The sequence below is a fragment of the Pseudomonas khorasanensis genome, assembly GCF_014268505.2.
In the GTDB taxonomy this organism is placed as follows: Bacteria; Pseudomonadota; Gammaproteobacteria; order Pseudomonadales; family Pseudomonadaceae; genus Aquipseudomonas; species Aquipseudomonas khorasanensis.
Genome location: NZ_JABWQP020000003.1, coordinates 36,377 through 52,416, shown reverse-complemented (window position 1 = coordinate 52,416; position 16,040 = coordinate 36,377). Strand labels below are relative to the sequence as shown.

15 protein-coding genes are annotated in these 16,040 nt (G+C 59.4%); 12 read left to right on the top strand and 3 right to left on the bottom strand.

Translation table 11 applies throughout. The features are described from left to right. Positions 1–114: 114 nt before the first annotated feature. Positions 115–1,104, bottom strand: coding sequence for a taurine ABC transporter substrate-binding protein (gene tauA, locus HU727_RS09560; RefSeq protein ID WP_186531490.1), 990 nt, complete (start codon positions 1,102–1,104; stop codon positions 115–117). Between the two features lie 364 nt (positions 1,105–1,468). On the opposite strand from tauA, the gene HU727_RS09555 reads away from it, so the two are divergent. From HU727_RS09555 to HU727_RS09520, 8 genes are all read left to right on the top strand, one after another. After that, entirely contained in the window at positions 1,469–2,812 is a 1,344-nt protein-coding gene (locus HU727_RS09555; protein WP_186530815.1) for an OprD family porin, read from the top strand. 294 nt (positions 2,813–3,106) lie between these two features. Continuing rightward, positions 3,107–3,745, top strand: coding sequence for a peroxiredoxin (locus HU727_RS09550; protein ID WP_186530813.1), 639 nt, complete (start codon positions 3,107–3,109; stop codon positions 3,743–3,745). Between the two features lie 310 nt (positions 3,746–4,055). Further along, on the top strand, positions 4,056–4,649 hold the full coding sequence (ssuE, locus tag HU727_RS09545) for an NADPH-dependent FMN reductase (protein WP_186530811.1): 594 nt from the start codon (positions 4,056–4,058) through the stop codon (positions 4,647–4,649). Positions 4,650–4,749: 100 nt separating this feature from the next. After that, positions 4,750–5,715: a sulfonate ABC transporter substrate-binding protein gene (locus tag HU727_RS09540; RefSeq protein ID WP_186530809.1), complete on the top strand. Its 966-nt coding sequence runs from the start codon at positions 4,750–4,752 to the stop codon at positions 5,713–5,715. A 25-nt stretch (positions 5,716–5,740) separates the two neighbouring features. Then, a complete protein-coding gene (gene ssuD, locus HU727_RS09535) occupies positions 5,741–6,889 on the top strand; it encodes an FMNH2-dependent alkanesulfonate monooxygenase (protein WP_186530807.1) in 1,149 nt (382 codons plus the stop codon). Positions 6,890–6,898: 9 nt separating this feature from the next. Beyond that, positions 6,899–7,681 carry an aliphatic sulfonate ABC transporter permease SsuC gene (gene ssuC / locus HU727_RS09530; RefSeq protein WP_186530804.1) on the top strand — a complete coding sequence of 261 codons (783 nt, stop codon included), beginning with the start codon at positions 6,899–6,901 and terminating at the stop codon, positions 7,679–7,681. Further along, positions 7,678–8,484, top strand: a complete 807-nt coding sequence (gene ssuB / locus HU727_RS09525; protein WP_186530802.1) for an aliphatic sulfonates ABC transporter ATP-binding protein — start codon at positions 7,678–7,680, stop codon at positions 8,482–8,484. The genes ssuC and ssuB overlap by 4 nt, the downstream gene beginning before the upstream one ends. 29 nt (positions 8,485–8,513) lie before the next feature. Continuing rightward, on the top strand, positions 8,514–8,729 hold the full coding sequence (locus tag HU727_RS09520) for a TOBE domain-containing protein (protein ID WP_003229256.1): 216 nt from the start codon (positions 8,514–8,516) through the stop codon (positions 8,727–8,729). 160 nt (positions 8,730–8,889) lie between these two features. Here HU727_RS09520 and HU727_RS09515 read toward each other — a convergent pair whose 3' ends face one another. Next, positions 8,890–9,522 carry a TetR/AcrR family transcriptional regulator gene (locus HU727_RS09515; protein ID WP_186530800.1) on the bottom strand — a complete coding sequence of 211 codons (633 nt, stop codon included), beginning with the start codon at positions 9,520–9,522 and terminating at the stop codon, positions 8,890–8,892. Positions 9,523–9,749: 227 nt separating this feature from the next. Continuing rightward, positions 9,750–11,126, bottom strand: coding sequence for a glutamine synthetase family protein (locus HU727_RS09510; protein WP_186530798.1), 1,377 nt, complete (start codon positions 11,124–11,126; stop codon positions 9,750–9,752). A gap of 278 nt (positions 11,127–11,404) precedes the next feature. On the opposite strand from HU727_RS09510, the gene HU727_RS09505 reads away from it, so the two are divergent. From HU727_RS09505 to HU727_RS09490, 4 genes are all read left to right on the top strand, one after another. Further along, the gene (locus HU727_RS09505) at positions 11,405–11,773 is read left to right on the top strand and encodes a glutamine amidotransferase (RefSeq protein WP_186530796.1); all 369 of its coding nucleotides are present in this window, start codon (positions 11,405–11,407) and stop codon (positions 11,771–11,773) included. Between the two features lie 92 nt (positions 11,774–11,865). Beyond that, a complete protein-coding gene (locus HU727_RS09500) occupies positions 11,866–13,224 on the top strand; it encodes a glutamine synthetase family protein (protein WP_042607058.1) in 1,359 nt (452 codons plus the stop codon). Positions 13,225–13,280: 56 nt separating this feature from the next. Beyond that, complete coding sequence (locus tag HU727_RS09495) at positions 13,281–14,645, top strand: aspartate aminotransferase family protein (protein ID WP_186530794.1); 1,365 nt, start codon at positions 13,281–13,283, stop codon at positions 14,643–14,645. Between the two features lie 170 nt (positions 14,646–14,815). Continuing rightward, positions 14,816–15,928 carry a polyamine ABC transporter substrate-binding protein gene (locus HU727_RS09490; RefSeq protein ID WP_186530792.1) on the top strand — a complete coding sequence of 371 codons (1,113 nt, stop codon included), beginning with the start codon at positions 14,816–14,818 and terminating at the stop codon, positions 15,926–15,928. Positions 15,929–16,040: the final 112 nt, after the last annotated feature.

Below are 16,040 nucleotides of genomic sequence, written 5' to 3'. Positions count from 1 at the left end.
TGCCTCAACGGACGCTCCGCGTTCGGCTTTTGATGGGACGCGGAGCGCCCCGGGCTGCATTCCCACGCAGAGCGTGGGAACGATCAGTGTGGGAGCGAGCCTGCTCGTGAAGCTTTACTGGGTGACGAATTTGGCGCTGACGTACGGCGAGTAATCCGGTAGCACCGTCTCGACCTTGCCTTGTTCTTTCAAGAATTTCGCCGTTTCGCCAATCGCCTTTGCCGTGCCGCCATCCAGCAGTGCCGAGGTTTGCTGCGCCCTGGCATCCGGAAACGCCGAGCCGGCGAGCAGTTCCGGTACATCAGCCGCATTGGCACCGGTCAATTTGGCGATTTTTTGTACAGGCACTGAATCGGCCGTCCAGCTGTCCTTGTGCGCCGCGTAGTCAGCGAACGAGTCCAGGGTGACCTTGGCAAATTTCGCCACGATCTCGGAATGTTTCTCGGCGAAATCCTTCCGGGCGACCCATACCTCGAATGTCGGCGCACCCCACTGCCCGACTTGTGCGGCGTCGGTCAAGGTCTTGCCGGTCTTGCGAATCTCGCCCAACGCCGGCGACCAGACAAACGCACCGTCGATGTCACCACGCTTCCACGCGGCGGCGATTTCCGCCGGTTGCAGATTGACCACTTTGACCTTTGACGTATCCAGCCCCCAGTGTTTCAGCGCTCCGAGCAGGCTGTAATGAGAGGTGGATACGAACGGCGTGGCGATGGTTTTGCCGACCAGGTCCTGCGGCGTATCGATGCCGCTACCGTTGCGCACCACCAGTGCTTCAGCGGCATTGATCTGTGCCGAAACGATAAATGCCACGATCGGCAGATTGCGCGAGGCCGCCGCTGCCAGCGGACTGGAGCCGAGGTTACCGATCTGGACGTCGCCGGACGCAATGGCTGTCACTACTTCCGGGCCGCTGTTGAAGCGACGCCAGTCGATTTTCTCGCCGATGGCCTTCTCGTAAACGCCGTCAGCCTGAGGGACTTTGCTGGGGTCGATGCCGGTTTGATAGCCCACGGTCAGACCAGCGGCATGTGCGGAAAAAGAAAACAGTGCCGACACACAAACTGTAACAAATTGACTAGATAGTGCGCGTTTCGCCATGATGCGTCGCCTTTTCGATGGGATTTGACGTGTAGGGAGCACGGCAAAGCTAATCGATCTAAAAAAAGGTCAACAAATACCATTTAGGAATGAGCTTAGGCGCCGATACGCTGTTTCCCGGCGTGGATGGCCATTAGTGGGCCATATATCCGAATGGTATGAAAAAGAATGAAATAATTCTTTTTGGGTTTATCAGGAAATCTTTACCCTGCAGGGACCAAATCACTTGCGATTAGACCATGGTCGTAGACACACAAGGTTACGATTGACTTGTCAGTCACGGTCTGGCGCTAATCGCGCATCTTAGGATTCAGGGCAAATCGACCCCGAACCAGGAACACAAGAATTAGAACGAGAGGAGCGATACATGAACAAGTCCACCTTGGCCCTGGCTGTGGCCGTTGGGGTAATGGCGCAGCAGGCAGGCGCCGCCGGTTTCATTGAAGACAGCAAGGCTACTCTGGGTCTGCGCAACTTCTACATCAACACTGACAACCGTAACGGCACTGGTGCCAACAAGAACGAAGAGTGGGGTCAAGGCTTCGATCTGCGCTTCATCTCTGGCTACACCCAAGGCACCGTCGGTTTCGGTCTAGACGCGATCGGCTTGCTGGGTATCCGCCTTGATTCGGGCGGCGGCACCAACGGCAACAGTGGCACCGCCTATGGCGGCACCGTGTTCCCAAGCGAGTCCAACGGCAAAGCCGTGGACAACTTCTCCAGCCTGGGCCTGACTGCCAAAGCCAAGATCTCCCAGACTGAATTGAAGCTGGGTACCTTGCAGCCGAAGAACCCGGTCATCGTCACCAACGACGGTCGTCTGCTGCCGCAAACCTGGCAGGGCGGCCAGATCACTTCCGGCGAGATCAAGGACCTGACTCTGGTGGGTGGTCAGATCGAGCACGTCAAAGGCCGTAACTCCAGCAACAATGAACAGCTGAGCATTGGCGGTGCCAACTCTCGCGGTCCGAACTTCCGCGATAGCAACAAATTCATTTACGCGGGTGGTGACTACAAGATCACCAAAGATCTGACTGCCCAGTACTACTACGGCAACCTGGAAGAGTTCTACAAACAACACTTCCTTGGGCTGGTTCACAACTGGTCCATCGGTCCAGGCGTGCTGAAGTCTGACTTCCGTTACTTCAACAGTTCCGACGACGGCGCAAATGGTCACGACCCAGCCTACTTCAGCTCTGGAGCTTACAGCCACGCGGCAAACGGCAAAGGCAAAGTCGACAACAACTTGTATAGCGGCCTGTTCCTGTACACCGTTGCCGGTCACACTTTTGGTGGCGGCTATCAGGTGAGCAACGGCAGCAGCGACTTCCCTTGGTTGAACCAGGGTGACGGTTCTTCGAACTACACCATCACCGACATGCAGATCCAGAAGTTCAACCGTGCCGGTGAACGTACCTGGCAAGCACGCTACTCCTATGACTTCGCCAAGGTTGGCGTGCCTGGCCTGACGGCTGGCATGGTGTACCTGCGTGGCGATAACGTTGACACCTATAACGCTCGTCGCGTCCAGACCTCGAACGGCGCTTCCGAGTGGGAACGCGATCTGACCGTAGCGTACGTTGTTCCGGAAGGCCCGTTGAAAAACGTCGGCTTCATGTGGAAAAACGCTTCGTGGCGCTCCGATATTGCCGGTCAACGCGACCAGGACGAAAACCGCCTGATCCTCAGCTACTCGATCCCGCTGTTGTAATCGCGCGTTCAGGTACCTGATGTAAAAAAGCCCCGTCCGGCATCGCGCCGGACGGGGCTTTTGCGTTTCGAGTCAGGCTCACCCCCGTAAGCCCTCCCCGATTTTCCCTCTTTGCTGCAACTCAAGGCCTTCTCGAACCTTGCGTTGGATATTCGTCTCGATGCCCGAAAGCGTCCAGTGAACAGATATTTAATATTCGCTAACGATCTAGATATCGCGTTATTTATTCTTTTTCACGCTGTCTGATCCCGAGCTACAGTTGGTGTCTCTCTTCCCTTTTCAAGGAGCAGCATCATGAGCCTCAGACTCGGCGACATCGCCCCCGATTTCGAACAAGACTCCAGCGCCGGCAAGATTCGTTTCCACGAGTGGCTGGGCGATAGCTGGGGCGTGCTGTTTTCCCACCCGGCGGACTTCACCCCGGTGTGCACCACCGAACTGGGTTTCACCGCCAAGCTCAAGGATGAATTCAGCCAGCGTGGCGTCAAGGCCATTGCGCTGTCGGTCGACCCGGTGGACTCGCACCACAAGTGGATTGAAGACATCAACGAGACCCAGAACACCCTCGTCAACTTCCCGATCCTGGCTGATGCCGATCGCAAGGTCTCGGATCTCTATGACCTGATTCACCCGAACGCCAGCGACACCCTGACGGTGCGTTCGCTGTTCGTCATTGATCCGAACAAAAAGATTCGCCTGACCATCACCTACCCGGCGAGCACCGGGCGCAATTTCCACGAGATCCTGCGGGTGATCGATTCGCTGCAGCTCACCGACAACTACAAGGTGGCCACGCCGGCCAACTGGCAGGACGGTGACGAGGTGGTCATCGTGCCGTCGCTCAAGGATGAGGACGAGATCAAGCAGCGCTTCCCGAAAGGCTATCGCGCGGTGAAGCCGTACCTGCGCCTGACGCCGCAGCCGAATAAGTGAGATCTGCGGTATAGCCGCCACCGCTTTCGCGAGCAGGCTCGCTCCCACATTTGCAATGCATTCCCCTGTGGGAGCGAGCCTGCTCGCGAAGGCGTCAGTTCGGTCAATACAAGCTAGAACACAAGCAGGGGAATTTCGGCCGTTTCGACGGCCTTTTTTTCGTCCGAAAAGCGCCGCAACGCATATCTCTAAAACGAATAACCAAATGAATAAATATGATTTATGGATATATGAATCAACTGGTAAGGTCACTACCAATGAAGCGAGATCGCAGCCCGCGAATCGCCGGTAACGCTTGAAGGAATCTGCAATGCTGGTCGTCTCACTCGGTGGCAGTCCCAGTCTGCGCTCCCGCTCCGGGGTGCTGCTGGAGCGTTCGCAACGCTGGTTGCAGCAGCAAGGGGTGGAAGTGGTGAGTTATCAGGTGCGGGACTTCCCGGCCGAAGATTTGCTTCATGCCCGCTTCGACAGCCCTAAGGTCCTCGACCTGTTGCAACAGATTGAAAACGCCGATGGCCTGCTCATCGCCACGCCGGTGTACAAGGCGTCGTTTTCCGGTGCGCTGAAGACTTTGCTCGACCTGTTGCCCGAGCGTGCCTTGAGCCACAAGGTTGTCTTGCCGATGGCCACGGGCGGCAGCATCGCCCACATGCTGGTGGTCGATTACGCACTCAAGCCCGTGCTGTCGGCTCTTAAAGCCCAGGAAATGCTCCAGGGGATTTTCGCCGAGGACAGCCAGATCGCTTACGGCGAGGGCAGTTCTGCTGCGCAACTTGCGCCGGCGCTGGAGCAGCGGTTGCACGAGGCGCTGGGCCAGTTCATCGGCGCCATGGCGCGCCGGCCGAAACCGCTGGAGCCGGGCCTGTTGAACGAACGTTTGTTGAGTGCTCGCTGGAGCATTTGATCCGGTTTTGCGTCACGTCTGAATTTGAAGGACTCGCCTTACTCGCCCGCCAACGGGCAAGCAGGTGCAGCCAACACCCAACAGCAAAAAGGAGAGCGTTATGCGCACTGTATTTTTGCGTCGTGGTCTGGTCGCTCTGTTTGCTGCGGCTGTCACCTTCGGCGCCATCACTCAAGCTCAAGCCGAGACATTGCGGATCGGTTATCAGAAATACGGCACGCTGGTGCTGCTCAAGGCCAAAGGCACTCTGGAAAAACGTCTCGCCGCGCAAGGCGTCGATGTGCAGTGGACTGAATTCCCCGGTGGCCCGCAACTGCTCGAAGGCTTGAACGTCGGTTCAATCGACTTCGGCGTGACGGGCGAAACCCCGCCGGTCTTCGCTCAGGCAGCTGGCGCCGATCTGCTCTACGTTGCCTACGAGCCGCCCGCGCCGAACAGTGAAGCGATCCTCGTGCCGAAAGACTCACCGGTCAAATCGGTGGCCGATCTCAAGGGCAGGAAAATCGCCCTGAACAAAGGCTCCAACGTTCACTACCTGCTGGTGCGTGCGCTGGAAGATGCCGGCCTCAAATACAGCGATATCCAGACCGTATTCCTGCCGCCGGCCGATGCCCGCGCCGCGTTTGAACGTGGCAGCGTCGATGCCTGGGTCATCTGGGATCCGTACCAGGCCGCCGCCGAGCAGCAATTGCAGGCGCGCACCTTGCGCGATGGCAAAGGCATCGTCGACAACCACCAGTTCTATCTCGCGACCAAACCTTACGCGCAGAAAAATCCCGAGGTGATCAAGACCCTCGTCGACGAAGTGCGCGCGGTGGGCGAGTGGTCGCAAGCCAATCCCGAAGACGTGACCCGTCAGGTCGCGCCGCTGCTCGGCCTGTCAGCGGACATCACCCTGACTTCGGTGAAACGCCAGGGTTACGGCGCGCTGTTCCTGACCCCGGAAGTGGTCGCCGCGCAACAAAAAATCGCCGACACGTTCTACCAGCTCAAGCTGATTCCCAAGCCGTTGAGCATCAAGGACGTGATCTGGACCCCTGCGGCCGCTGTGGCCAACGCCCGGTAATTCGAATCCCCAAGGACACCACTCCATGAGCCTCAATATTTTCTGGTTCCTGCCTACCCACGGCGACGGCCATTACCTTGGCACCGCTGAAGGTGCCCGCGCTGTCGATCACGGTTATCTGCAACAGGTCGCGCAAGCGGCGGATCGTCTGGGGTTCGGCGGTGTGCTGATTCCCACCGGACGCTCTTGCGAAGATTCCTGGCTGGTGGCGGCGTCACTGATTCCGGTGACTCAGCGCCTGAAATTTCTCGTTGCCCTGCGCCCCGGGATCATTTCCCCGACAGTGGCCGCGCGGCAGGCAGCCACGCTGGATCGTTTGTCTGGTGGGCGTGCGTTGTTCAATCTGGTCACCGGCGGTGATCCGGAAGAGCTGGCCGGTGACGGTCTGTTCCTCAGCCACGAAGAACGCTATCAGGCCTCAGTGGAATTTACCCGCATCTGGCGCCGTGTGCTGGAAGGCGAAACCGTTGATTACGATGGCGAGCACATCAGCGTGAAGGGCGCCAAATTGCTCTATCCGCCGATCCAGCAACCGCGTCCGCCTTTGTATTTCGGGGGGTCTTCAGAAGCCGCGCAGGATCTGGCTGCCGAACAGGTCGAGATGGTTCTGACCTGGGGCGAGCCACCGGCAGCCGTCGCCGAGAAGATTGCGCAAGTGCGAGCCAAGGCCGCCAAGCTCGGGCGCACCGTGCGTTTCGGCATTCGTCTGCATGTGATTGTGCGTGAAACCAATGCCGAAGCCTGGCAAGCGGCGGATCGCCTGATTTCGCACCTGGACGACGACACCATTGCCCGTGCTCAAGCCTCGCTGGCGCGCTTCGATTCGGTCGGCCAGCAACGCATGGCCGCGCTGCACGGCGGCAGCCGCGACAACCTCGAAGTCAGCCCCAACCTCTGGGCCGGCGTCGGTCTGGTACGTGGTGGTGCCGGTACGGCGCTGGTCGGCGATGGCCCGACCGTGGCCGCTCGCGTCAAGGAATACGCGGATCTGGGCATCGACACTTTCATCTTCTCCGGTTATCCACACCTCGAAGAATCCTACCGCGTCGCCGAATTGCTGTTCCCGCACCTCGACGTCGAGCGGCCGGAACTGCCGAAGAGCGCCGGTTACGTCAGCCCGTTCGGCGAGATGGTCGCCAACGACATCCTGCCCAAAGCCGCGTCGCAGAGCTGAGGTGCGACCATGAAGAAACTTATCCACAGCCTGGCGCCCTGGGCGTTGCCGGTGTTGCTGCTGGCGGTGTGGCAGTTGTCGGTGTCGGCGGGCTGGTTGTCGACACGGATTCTGCCGGCGCCGGTGGCGGTGATCGAGGCCGGCGCAAACTTGGTGCGCAGCGGCGAGATCTGGACGCACCTGGCCATCAGCGGTTGGCGCGCGGCACTGGGCTTCACCCTCGGCGGCAGCATCGGCCTGGTGCTGGGCTTTATCACCGGCCTGTCGAAGTGGGGCGAACGCCTGCTCGACAGTTCGGTGCAAATGATCCGCAACGTGCCGCATCTTGCGCTGATTCCACTGGTGATCCTTTGGTTCGGCATCGATGAGTCAGCGAAGATTTTTCTGGTGGCGCTGGGCACGTTGTTCCCGATTTACCTCAACACCTACCACGGCATCCGCAACGTTGATCCGGCGCTGGTGGAGATGGCGCGCAGTTATGGTTTGAGCGGTTTCAGCCTGTTCTGGCAAGTGATTCTGCCGGGCGCGCTGCCATCGATTCTGGTCGGCGTGCGTTTTGCGCTGGGCTTCATGTGGCTGACGCTGATCGTCGCCGAAACCATCTCGGCCAGCTCCGGCATCGGCTATCTGGCGATGAATGCTCGCGAGTTTTTGCAGACCGACGTGGTGGTGCTGGCGATCCTGCTTTACGCGGTGCTGGGCAAGCTCGCCGACCTCGCGGCCCGCGGACTTGAGCGCGTGTGGTTGCGCTGGCATCCGGCTTATCAAGTTGCCAAGGGAGGTGCGGCATGACCGCTCAACAACCTCCACGCCTGCTGCGCGGAATTCCGCTGGGGGTGCGTAACCTGCGGAAAACCTTCGGCTCACGCCAGGTGCTGCGCGATATCGATCTGCACATTCCGGCGGGACAATTCGTCGCCGTGGTCGGGCGCAGCGGCTGTGGCAAGAGCACGTTCCTGCGTTTGCTTGCCGGCCTCGATCAACCGACTGGCGGCGACCTGCTCGCCGGCTCGGCGCCGCTTGGCGATGCGCGGGACGACACGCGATTGATGTTTCAGGAGGCGCGTCTGCTGCCGTGGAAAAAAATCATCGACAACGTCGGCCTCGGTCTCAAGGGCAACTGGCGCCAGCAGGCGCTGGACGCACTGGACGCGGTGGGTCTGGCGGATCGCGCCGATGAGTGGCCCGCCGCGTTGTCCGGTGGGCAGAAGCAGCGGGTCGCGCTGGCACGGGCGCTGATTCATCAGCCGCGTCTGCTGCTGCTCGACGAGCCGCTGGGCGCGCTGGATGCGCTGACCCGCATCGAGATGCAACAACTGATCGAGCGTTTGTGGCAGCAGCACGGTTTCACGGTGCTGCTGGTGACCCATGACGTCAGCGAAGCGGTAGCGATTGCCGACCGCGTGATTCTGATCGAGGACGGCGAAGTCGGCCTCGACCTGCACGTCGAGTTGCCACGCCCTCGGGTACGCGGCTCGCATCGACTCGCCGCCCTGGAAACCGAAGTGCTCAACCGTGTGCTTTCCCTGCCCGGCGAACCGCCGGCGCCGGACCCCGTTTCACCCCTGCCCGCGCAACTGCGTTGGGCGCAATGACTCACTTATCTATGACAGGAATGAACGCCATGACTATCAAAGCCATCAACGTACGCAACCAGTTCAAAGGCTCGATCAAGGAAATCGTTCTCGGCGACGTGCTGTCGGAAATCGACGTGCAGACCGCTTCGGGTATCGTCACTTCGGTGATCACCACGCGTTCGGTCAAGGAGCTGGAACTGGTGGTCGGTAGCGAAGTGATTGCCTTCGTGAAATCCACCGAGGTGTCGATCGCCAAGTTGTGAGCCGGTGAGAAACGACAAACCCCGAACGGCGTGAGCCCTTCGGGGTTTTTTGTGCCTGGCTTGAAACCGGCGGTGCGGCCTTCGCGAGCAGGCTCGCTCCCACAGAGGACCGCATTTCAAATGTGGGAGCGAGCCTGCTCGCGAAGGGGCAGTGAGTGCGCTAGAGACTTCTCTTCGGCAGATACGGCGGCAGATACAGACCAATGTAAGCATCAAACACCCGCATCCCTTCTTCGGCCATGCGCGGGGTGATCTGCCCGTGTTGCTGCACCGAGCGCGCATACACCCGATCGCCCAACTCCATCGCCAGGGCAAACACATCGACGTCGTCCGGCAGTCTCGGCAGTTCGAAATGGTGATCGAACAGCTTATGCATCAGTTCGCCCAGCTCCAAATCATGCTGGCGGTCGGCCTGGGTGACTTCGGTGAGCCCGTGCTGCGCAAGAATCAGCTGACGCGCCGCGGCGTCTTCGGCGTAAATCTCCAGCATGCGTTGTTCGACCAGTCGCGACAGATCGCGCCAGTCTCGCAACGCATCGTGATCGATCGGCGCCTGCAGGCAGGCACGAAACGCCGCGTGCACATCGGCCGTCAACGCTTCGAGCAGCGCCGGTACGCTGGCGAAGAAATGGTAAACGGAGGAGGGCGGAATCTGCGCGCGCTCGGCCACGCTGTAGATCGACAGGCTGGCCACACCCTCGGCTGCCATCAGCGTACGCGCGGCGTCGAGTATCGAATCGATGCGCGCCTGGCTGCGGGCACGGGGTTTGCGGACGGGGGCGGGACGCGTCATGGAAGTCTCCTGCGGGGCAGCGGGCATTGTACGAGCCGGTTTGTGTGTTGTCTTGTCGGCCACCATCGCTGGCAAGCCAGCTCCCACAGTGATCTGTGTCGAACACAGAATTTGAGTACACAACAGAACCCTGTGGGAGCTGGCTTGCCAGCGATCCGCCGCAGGCGGGTACAAAAAAGCGCTGCGGGCTGAAATAGCCGGCAGCGCTTTTTATTACTGCAACCCGCTTAAACGGTATGCAGATACCAGTTGTACTCAAGGTCGGAGATGGAGTGTTCGAACTCCTCCAGCTCGCTTTCCTTGCAGGCGACGAAGATATCGATGTACTTCGGATCGATGTACTTGGCCATCACTTCGCTGTCGTCCAGCTCACGCAGGGCATCGCGCAAGTTGTTCGGCAGGCTTTGTTCGTTCTGCTCGTAGCTGTTGCCCTCGACGGGCGCGCCCGGTTCGATCTTGTTGACCAGACCGTGGTGCACGCCAGCCAATACCGAAGCCATCAGCAGGTACGGGTTGGCGTCGGCACCGGCCACGCGGTGCTCGATACGCACGGCATCGGCAGAACCGGTCGGTACGCGGATCGCCACGGTGCGGTTGTCCAGGCCCCAGCACGGCGAGTTCGGTACGTAGAACTGCGCGCCGAAGCGACGGTACGAGTTGACGTTCGGGCAGAGGAAAGCCATCTGCGCGGGCAGGGTCTCGAGCACACCGCCGATCGCGTGACGCAGCGCGGCGTTCTGCTCGGGATCCTCGCTGGCAAAAATGTTTTTGCCTTCTTTATCCAGAATCGAAATGTGAACATGCAGACCGTTGCCTGCCTGGCCCGGGTACGGCTTGGCCATGAAGGTGGTGTCCATTTCATGGTCGTAAGCGATGTTCTTGATCAGACGCTTGAGCAGTACCGCGTAGTCGCACGCCTTGATCGGGTCGGCCACATGGTGCAGGTTCACTTCGAACTGCGCCGGGGCACTTTCCTTGACGATGGCATCGGCGGGAATGCCTTGCTCTTTCGCGCCTTCCAGAATGTCCTGCAGACAGTCGACGTATTCGTCGAGGTCGTCGATCAGGTAGACCTGAGTCGAATGCGGACGTTTACCGGAGATCGGCGAGCGTGGCGGCTGTGGACGGCCGTTCACGTTTTCCTGGTCGATCAGGTAGAACTCGAGTTCGAACGCGGCGCAGATGGTCAGGCCCAGTTCATCGAACTTGGTCACGACCTGGCGCAGCACTTCACGCGGATCGGCGAAGAACGGGTCGCCTTCGAGTTCGTGCATGGTCATCAACAGTTGCGCGGTGGGGCGCTTCTGCCATGGCTCATTGCACAGGGTGTCGGGGATTGGATAGCAGATTCGATCGGCGTCGCCGATGTCCAGGCCCAGGCCGGTGCTTTCCACCGTGGAACCGTTGATATCCAGAGCAAATAGAGAGGCCGGCAGGTTGATGCCTTTCTCGTAAACCTTGTGGAGGCTGGTGCGTTCGATGCGCTTGCCGCGCACCACACCATTCATATCCGCAATCAGAAGGTCAACGTACAGAACCTCAGGATGTTCCTTAAGGAACGCGTTCGCTTCGTTGAGCTGAACGGCACGCGGGGGTACCGACATGATGCAACACCTTTGTTGTTAAAAATATCAATCATTGATCTTTTCTGGTTTCAGTCAACCCGAACGGCCTGCCGAAGTCAAGCAAGGCCTTTTTTGCCCCGAAAAAGCGCTTCGAGGGCATTTATGGGGCACTTTGGGGCGTTTTTTCGCGCCTTGAACATCGGTCAGCCGCAGGCTTGAGCAGGCCGTGTTGTATTTTTTACGGGGGTGTTGTGTAAAAAAATGAACAAGGCTAAGCTCCGGTCAAACCCATAACAGCAATAATACCGGGGTGCTTCATGTCTCGCCTGCCGTTAATCGGCATCACCGACTGCTCGCAACAGTCCGGTCTGCATGCTCATCACATCAGTGGCGATCCATCCGTCCGTAGCGCAGCCAGCAAGGCGCGCAGCCTGTCGACGACAGTGTCGTCAACAACCGACAAAACGGCAGCGTCCGATATTCTGGACGTCGGGCACAGCATCCGCTTTATGGCGTCTCCCTCCACTATAGAACTCTTTGACTCCCAAAGCCCGTGCCGCACCCGGCGGCATGCTCGTGATTCTGCACGTCTGGCGGGTTGTCTTGAAAGTGCACAGCAAATGCAACGCCAGCGCAAAGGGCAGGTAAGCTCCTCTTTCATTGTCTATGCGCGGTGCCAGGCGTAAGCCGGCACTGCGCGAGCAAGCCCCCTTTAACGCGACGCTACGGCGTCAAACTTGCCTGACATCACGTCAGGAGACTCAGCCCAGAGGCATTTATGAGCAACAACCTCGACCAGCTCACCGATTGGTTGAAAGACCGCAAGATCACAGAAGTCGAATGCATGATCGCCGACTTGACCGGGATCACCCGGGGCAAGATCTCGCCGACCAACAAGTTCATCGCCGAAAAGGGCATGCGCCTGCCGGAAAGCGTGCTGTTGCAGACCGTGACTGGCGACTATGTAGAAGACGACATCTATTACGAGCTGCTCGACCCGGCCGACATCGACATGATCTGCCGCCCCGACCAGAACGCCGTCTACCTGGTGCCGTGGGCCATCGAGCCGACCGCGCAGGTGATCCACGACACCTACGACAAGCAAGGCAACCCGATCGAGCTGTCGCCGCGCAACGTCCTCAAGAAAGTCCTCAAACTCTATGCCGACAAGGGCTGGCAGCCGATCGTGGCGCCGGAGATGGAGTTCTACCTGACCAAACGCAGCGACGACCCCGACTATCCGCTGCAGCCACCGATCGGCCGCTCGGGCCGTCCGGAAATCGGTCGTCAGTCGTTCTCCATTGAAGCTGCCAACGAGTTCGATCCGCTGTTCGAGGACGTTTACGACTGGTGCGAACTGCAGGAGCTGGACCTCGACACGCTGATCCACGAAGACGGCACGGCGCAGATGGAAATCAACTTCCGTCACGGTGACGCGCTGTCGCTGGCCGACCAGATCCTGGTGTTCAAGCGCACCATGCGCGAAGCCGCGCTCAAGCATGACGTGGCAGCGACGTTCATGGCCAAACCGATGACCGGCGAGCCGGGCAGCGCCATGCACCTGCACCAGAGCATCATCGACATTCAGACCGGCAAGAACGTCTTCTCTAACGAAGACGGGACCATGAGTCAGTTGTTCCTGCACCACATCGGTGGTCTGCAGAAACTGATCCCCGAGCTGTTGCCGCTGTTCGCACCGAACGTCAACTCGTTCCGCCGCTTCCTGCCGGACACCTCGGCGCCGGTGAACGTCGAGTGGGGCGAAGAGAACCGCACCGTGGGCCTGCGTGTGCCGGATGCCGGCCCGCAGAACCGCCGTGTGGAGAACCGCCTGCCGGGCGCCGATGCCAACCCGTATCTGGCGATTGCCGCGAGTCTGCTCTGCGGTTACATCGGCATGGTCGAAGGCCTCAACCCGAGCGCACCGGTCGTCGGCCGTGGTTACGAACGCCGCAACCTGCGCCTGCCGCTGACCATCGAAGACGCCCTGGAGCGCATGGAAAACAGCAAGACCGTCGAGAAATACCTGGGCAAGACCTTCATCACGGGTTACGTCGCGGTCAAGCGGGCCGAACATGAAAACTTCAAGCGCGTGATCAGTTCCTGGGAGCGTGAATACCTGCTCTTCGCCGTCTGATGCGCCCGGCGCGGCGGCCAGCCGCTGCGCCTTCACCGATAACAAGGAGAATTGGCATGACCAGCAACAACCCGCAAACCCGTGAGTGGCAAGCGCTGAGCAGCGATCACCACCTGGCCCCGTTCAGTGACTTCAAGCAACTGAAAGAGAAGGGCCCACGGATCATTACCAACGCCAAGGGCGTTTATCTTTGGGACAGCGAAGGCAACAAGATTCTCGACGGCATGGCCGGGCTCTGGTGCGTGGCCATCGGTTACGGTCGCGATGAGCTGGCCGATGCCGCCGCCAAACAGATGCGCGAGCTGCCGTACTACAACCTGTTCTTCCAGACCGCCCACCCGCCGGCGCTGGAACTGGCCAAGGCGATCGCCGACGTGGCGCCGCAAGGCATGAATCATGTGTTCTTCACCGGTTCCGGCTCCGAAGGCAATGACACCATGTTGCGCATGGTCCGCCATTACTGGGCGATCAAGGGTCAGCCGAACAAGAAAGTCATCATCAGCCGCAAGAACGGTTATCACGGCTCCACCGTGGCCGGCGCAAGCCTCGGCGGCATGACCTACATGCACGAGCAGGGCGACTTGCCGATCCCGGGCATCGTCCACATCGCCCAACCGTACTGGTTCGCCGAAGGTGGCGACATGACGCCGGAAGAGTTCGGCATCTGGGCGGCCAATCAACTGGAAGAGAAGATTCTCGAAGTCGGCGTCGACAACGTCGGTGCCTTTATTGCCGAGCCGATTCAGGGCGCCGGCGGCGTGATCATTCCGCCCGACTCCTACTGGCCGCGCATCAAGGAAATCCTCGCCAGGTACGACATCCTCTTCGTGGCGGACGAAGTGATCTGTGGTTTCGGCCGCACCGGTGAGTGGTTCGGTAGCGATTTCTACGACCTCAAACCCGACATGATGACCATCGCCAAGGGCCTGACCTCCGGTTACATCCCGATGGGGGGCCTGATCGTGCGCGACGAGGTGGTCGCGGTGCTCAACGAGGGCGGCGACTTCAATCACGGTTTCACTTATTCCGGCCACCCGGTGGCAGCGGCGGTAGGCCTGGAAAACATCCGTATCCTGCGTGATGAAAAAATTATCGAAAACGCCCACAACGAAACGGCACCGTATTTGCAGAAACGTCTGCGCGAGCTGAACGATCACCCGTTGGTGGGCGAAGTTCGCGGCGTCGGTCTGTTGGGGGCGATCGAGCTGGTGCAGGACAAGGCCACGCGCAAGCGTTATGAAGGCAAGGGCGTCGGCATGATCTGCCGGCAGTTCTGCTTCGACAACGGCCTGATCATGCGCGCCGTGGGCGACACCATGATCATCGCGCCGCCGCTGGTGATCAGCAAAGCGGAGATCGATGAGCTGGTTACAAAAGCACGCAAGTGTCTGGACCTGACCCTCGGTGCGTTGCAGGCCTAGGTGCTAGGCTTTGAGCGGGAAGCTGCGGCACGCTCGCTCAAAGCTGTCATAAAGGCCGGTCTTTTCTTGAAAGTCCGCCTCGGATCTTGCCAGACTAGCCGCGGTTCCAGTTGTCCGGGTTCGGCCGTTGATCAATGTGGTTCAAAAAAGAAAAATTTGGAGCATGACGCATGAAGGCATTAGGTAAAAAGCTAGCTGGCAAGACGCTGCTCGCGCTGTCCATGGCGGGCATGATGGCGGGTGCGGTTCACGCGGACGACAAGGTGTTGCACGTCTACAACTGGTCCGACTACATCGCGCCGGACACCGTGGCCAAGTTCGAGAAAGAGACGGGCATCAAAGTCGTCTACGACGTGTTCGACAGTAACGAAACCCTGGAAGCCAAGCTGCTGGCCGGCAAGTCCGGTTACGATATCGTGGTGCCTTCCAACAACTTCCTCGCCAAGCAGATCAAGGCCGGCGTGTATCAGGAACTGGACAAGTCCAGACTGCCGAACTGGAAGAACCTCGATGAAGACCTGCTCAAAGCTGTAGGCGATGCCAGCGACCAGGGCAACAAACACGCCTTCCCGTACATGTGGGGCTCGATCGGTATCGGCTACAACCCGGCCAAGGTCAAGGCTGCGCTGGGCATCGACAAGATCGATTCCTGGGACGTGGTGTTCAAGCCCGAAAACATCGAAAAACTCAAAAGCTGCGGCGTGAGTTTCCTCGATGCCCCGACCGAAATGATTCCGGCGGCTTTGCACTATCTGGGCAAGCCGACCAACAGCAAGGACAAGGCTGACCTGAAAGCCGCCGAAGACCTGTTCCTGAAGATTCGTCCTTCGGTCGCCTACTTCCACTCCTCCAAATACATCTCTGACCTGGCCAACGGCAACATCTGCGTAGCCGTCGGTTACTCGGGTGACCTGGAGCAATCCAAGACCCGCGCTCAGGAAGCCGGTGACAAGGTCAAACTGGCCTACAGCATTCCAAAAGAAGGTGCCGGTACCTTCTATGACATGGTCGCCATCCCCAAGGATGCCGAAAACGTCGAAGCCGCCTACAAGTTCATGAACTATCTGCTGCAGCCGGAAGTGATGGCCGAGATCACCAACGCCGTGCGTTTCCCGAACGGCAACAAGGCCGCAACGCCTCTGGTGGACAAAGAAATCACCAGCGATCCAAGCATCTATCCATCGGCTGATGTGAAGAAGCAGCTTTATGCAATCAGCGATCTGGACGCGGCCACTTTGCGTTTGATCACTCGTAGCTGGACCAAGATCAAATCGGGCCGATAAGCCGGTTACAGGCAGCAACCGCTGGCCGTCGTCTGTGCGATGGCGGTCAGCGGGATAATTAAATGACAGAAAGTTTTGCTGGAACGGTTTTTCGAGGGTAAGTTGCGCGCCG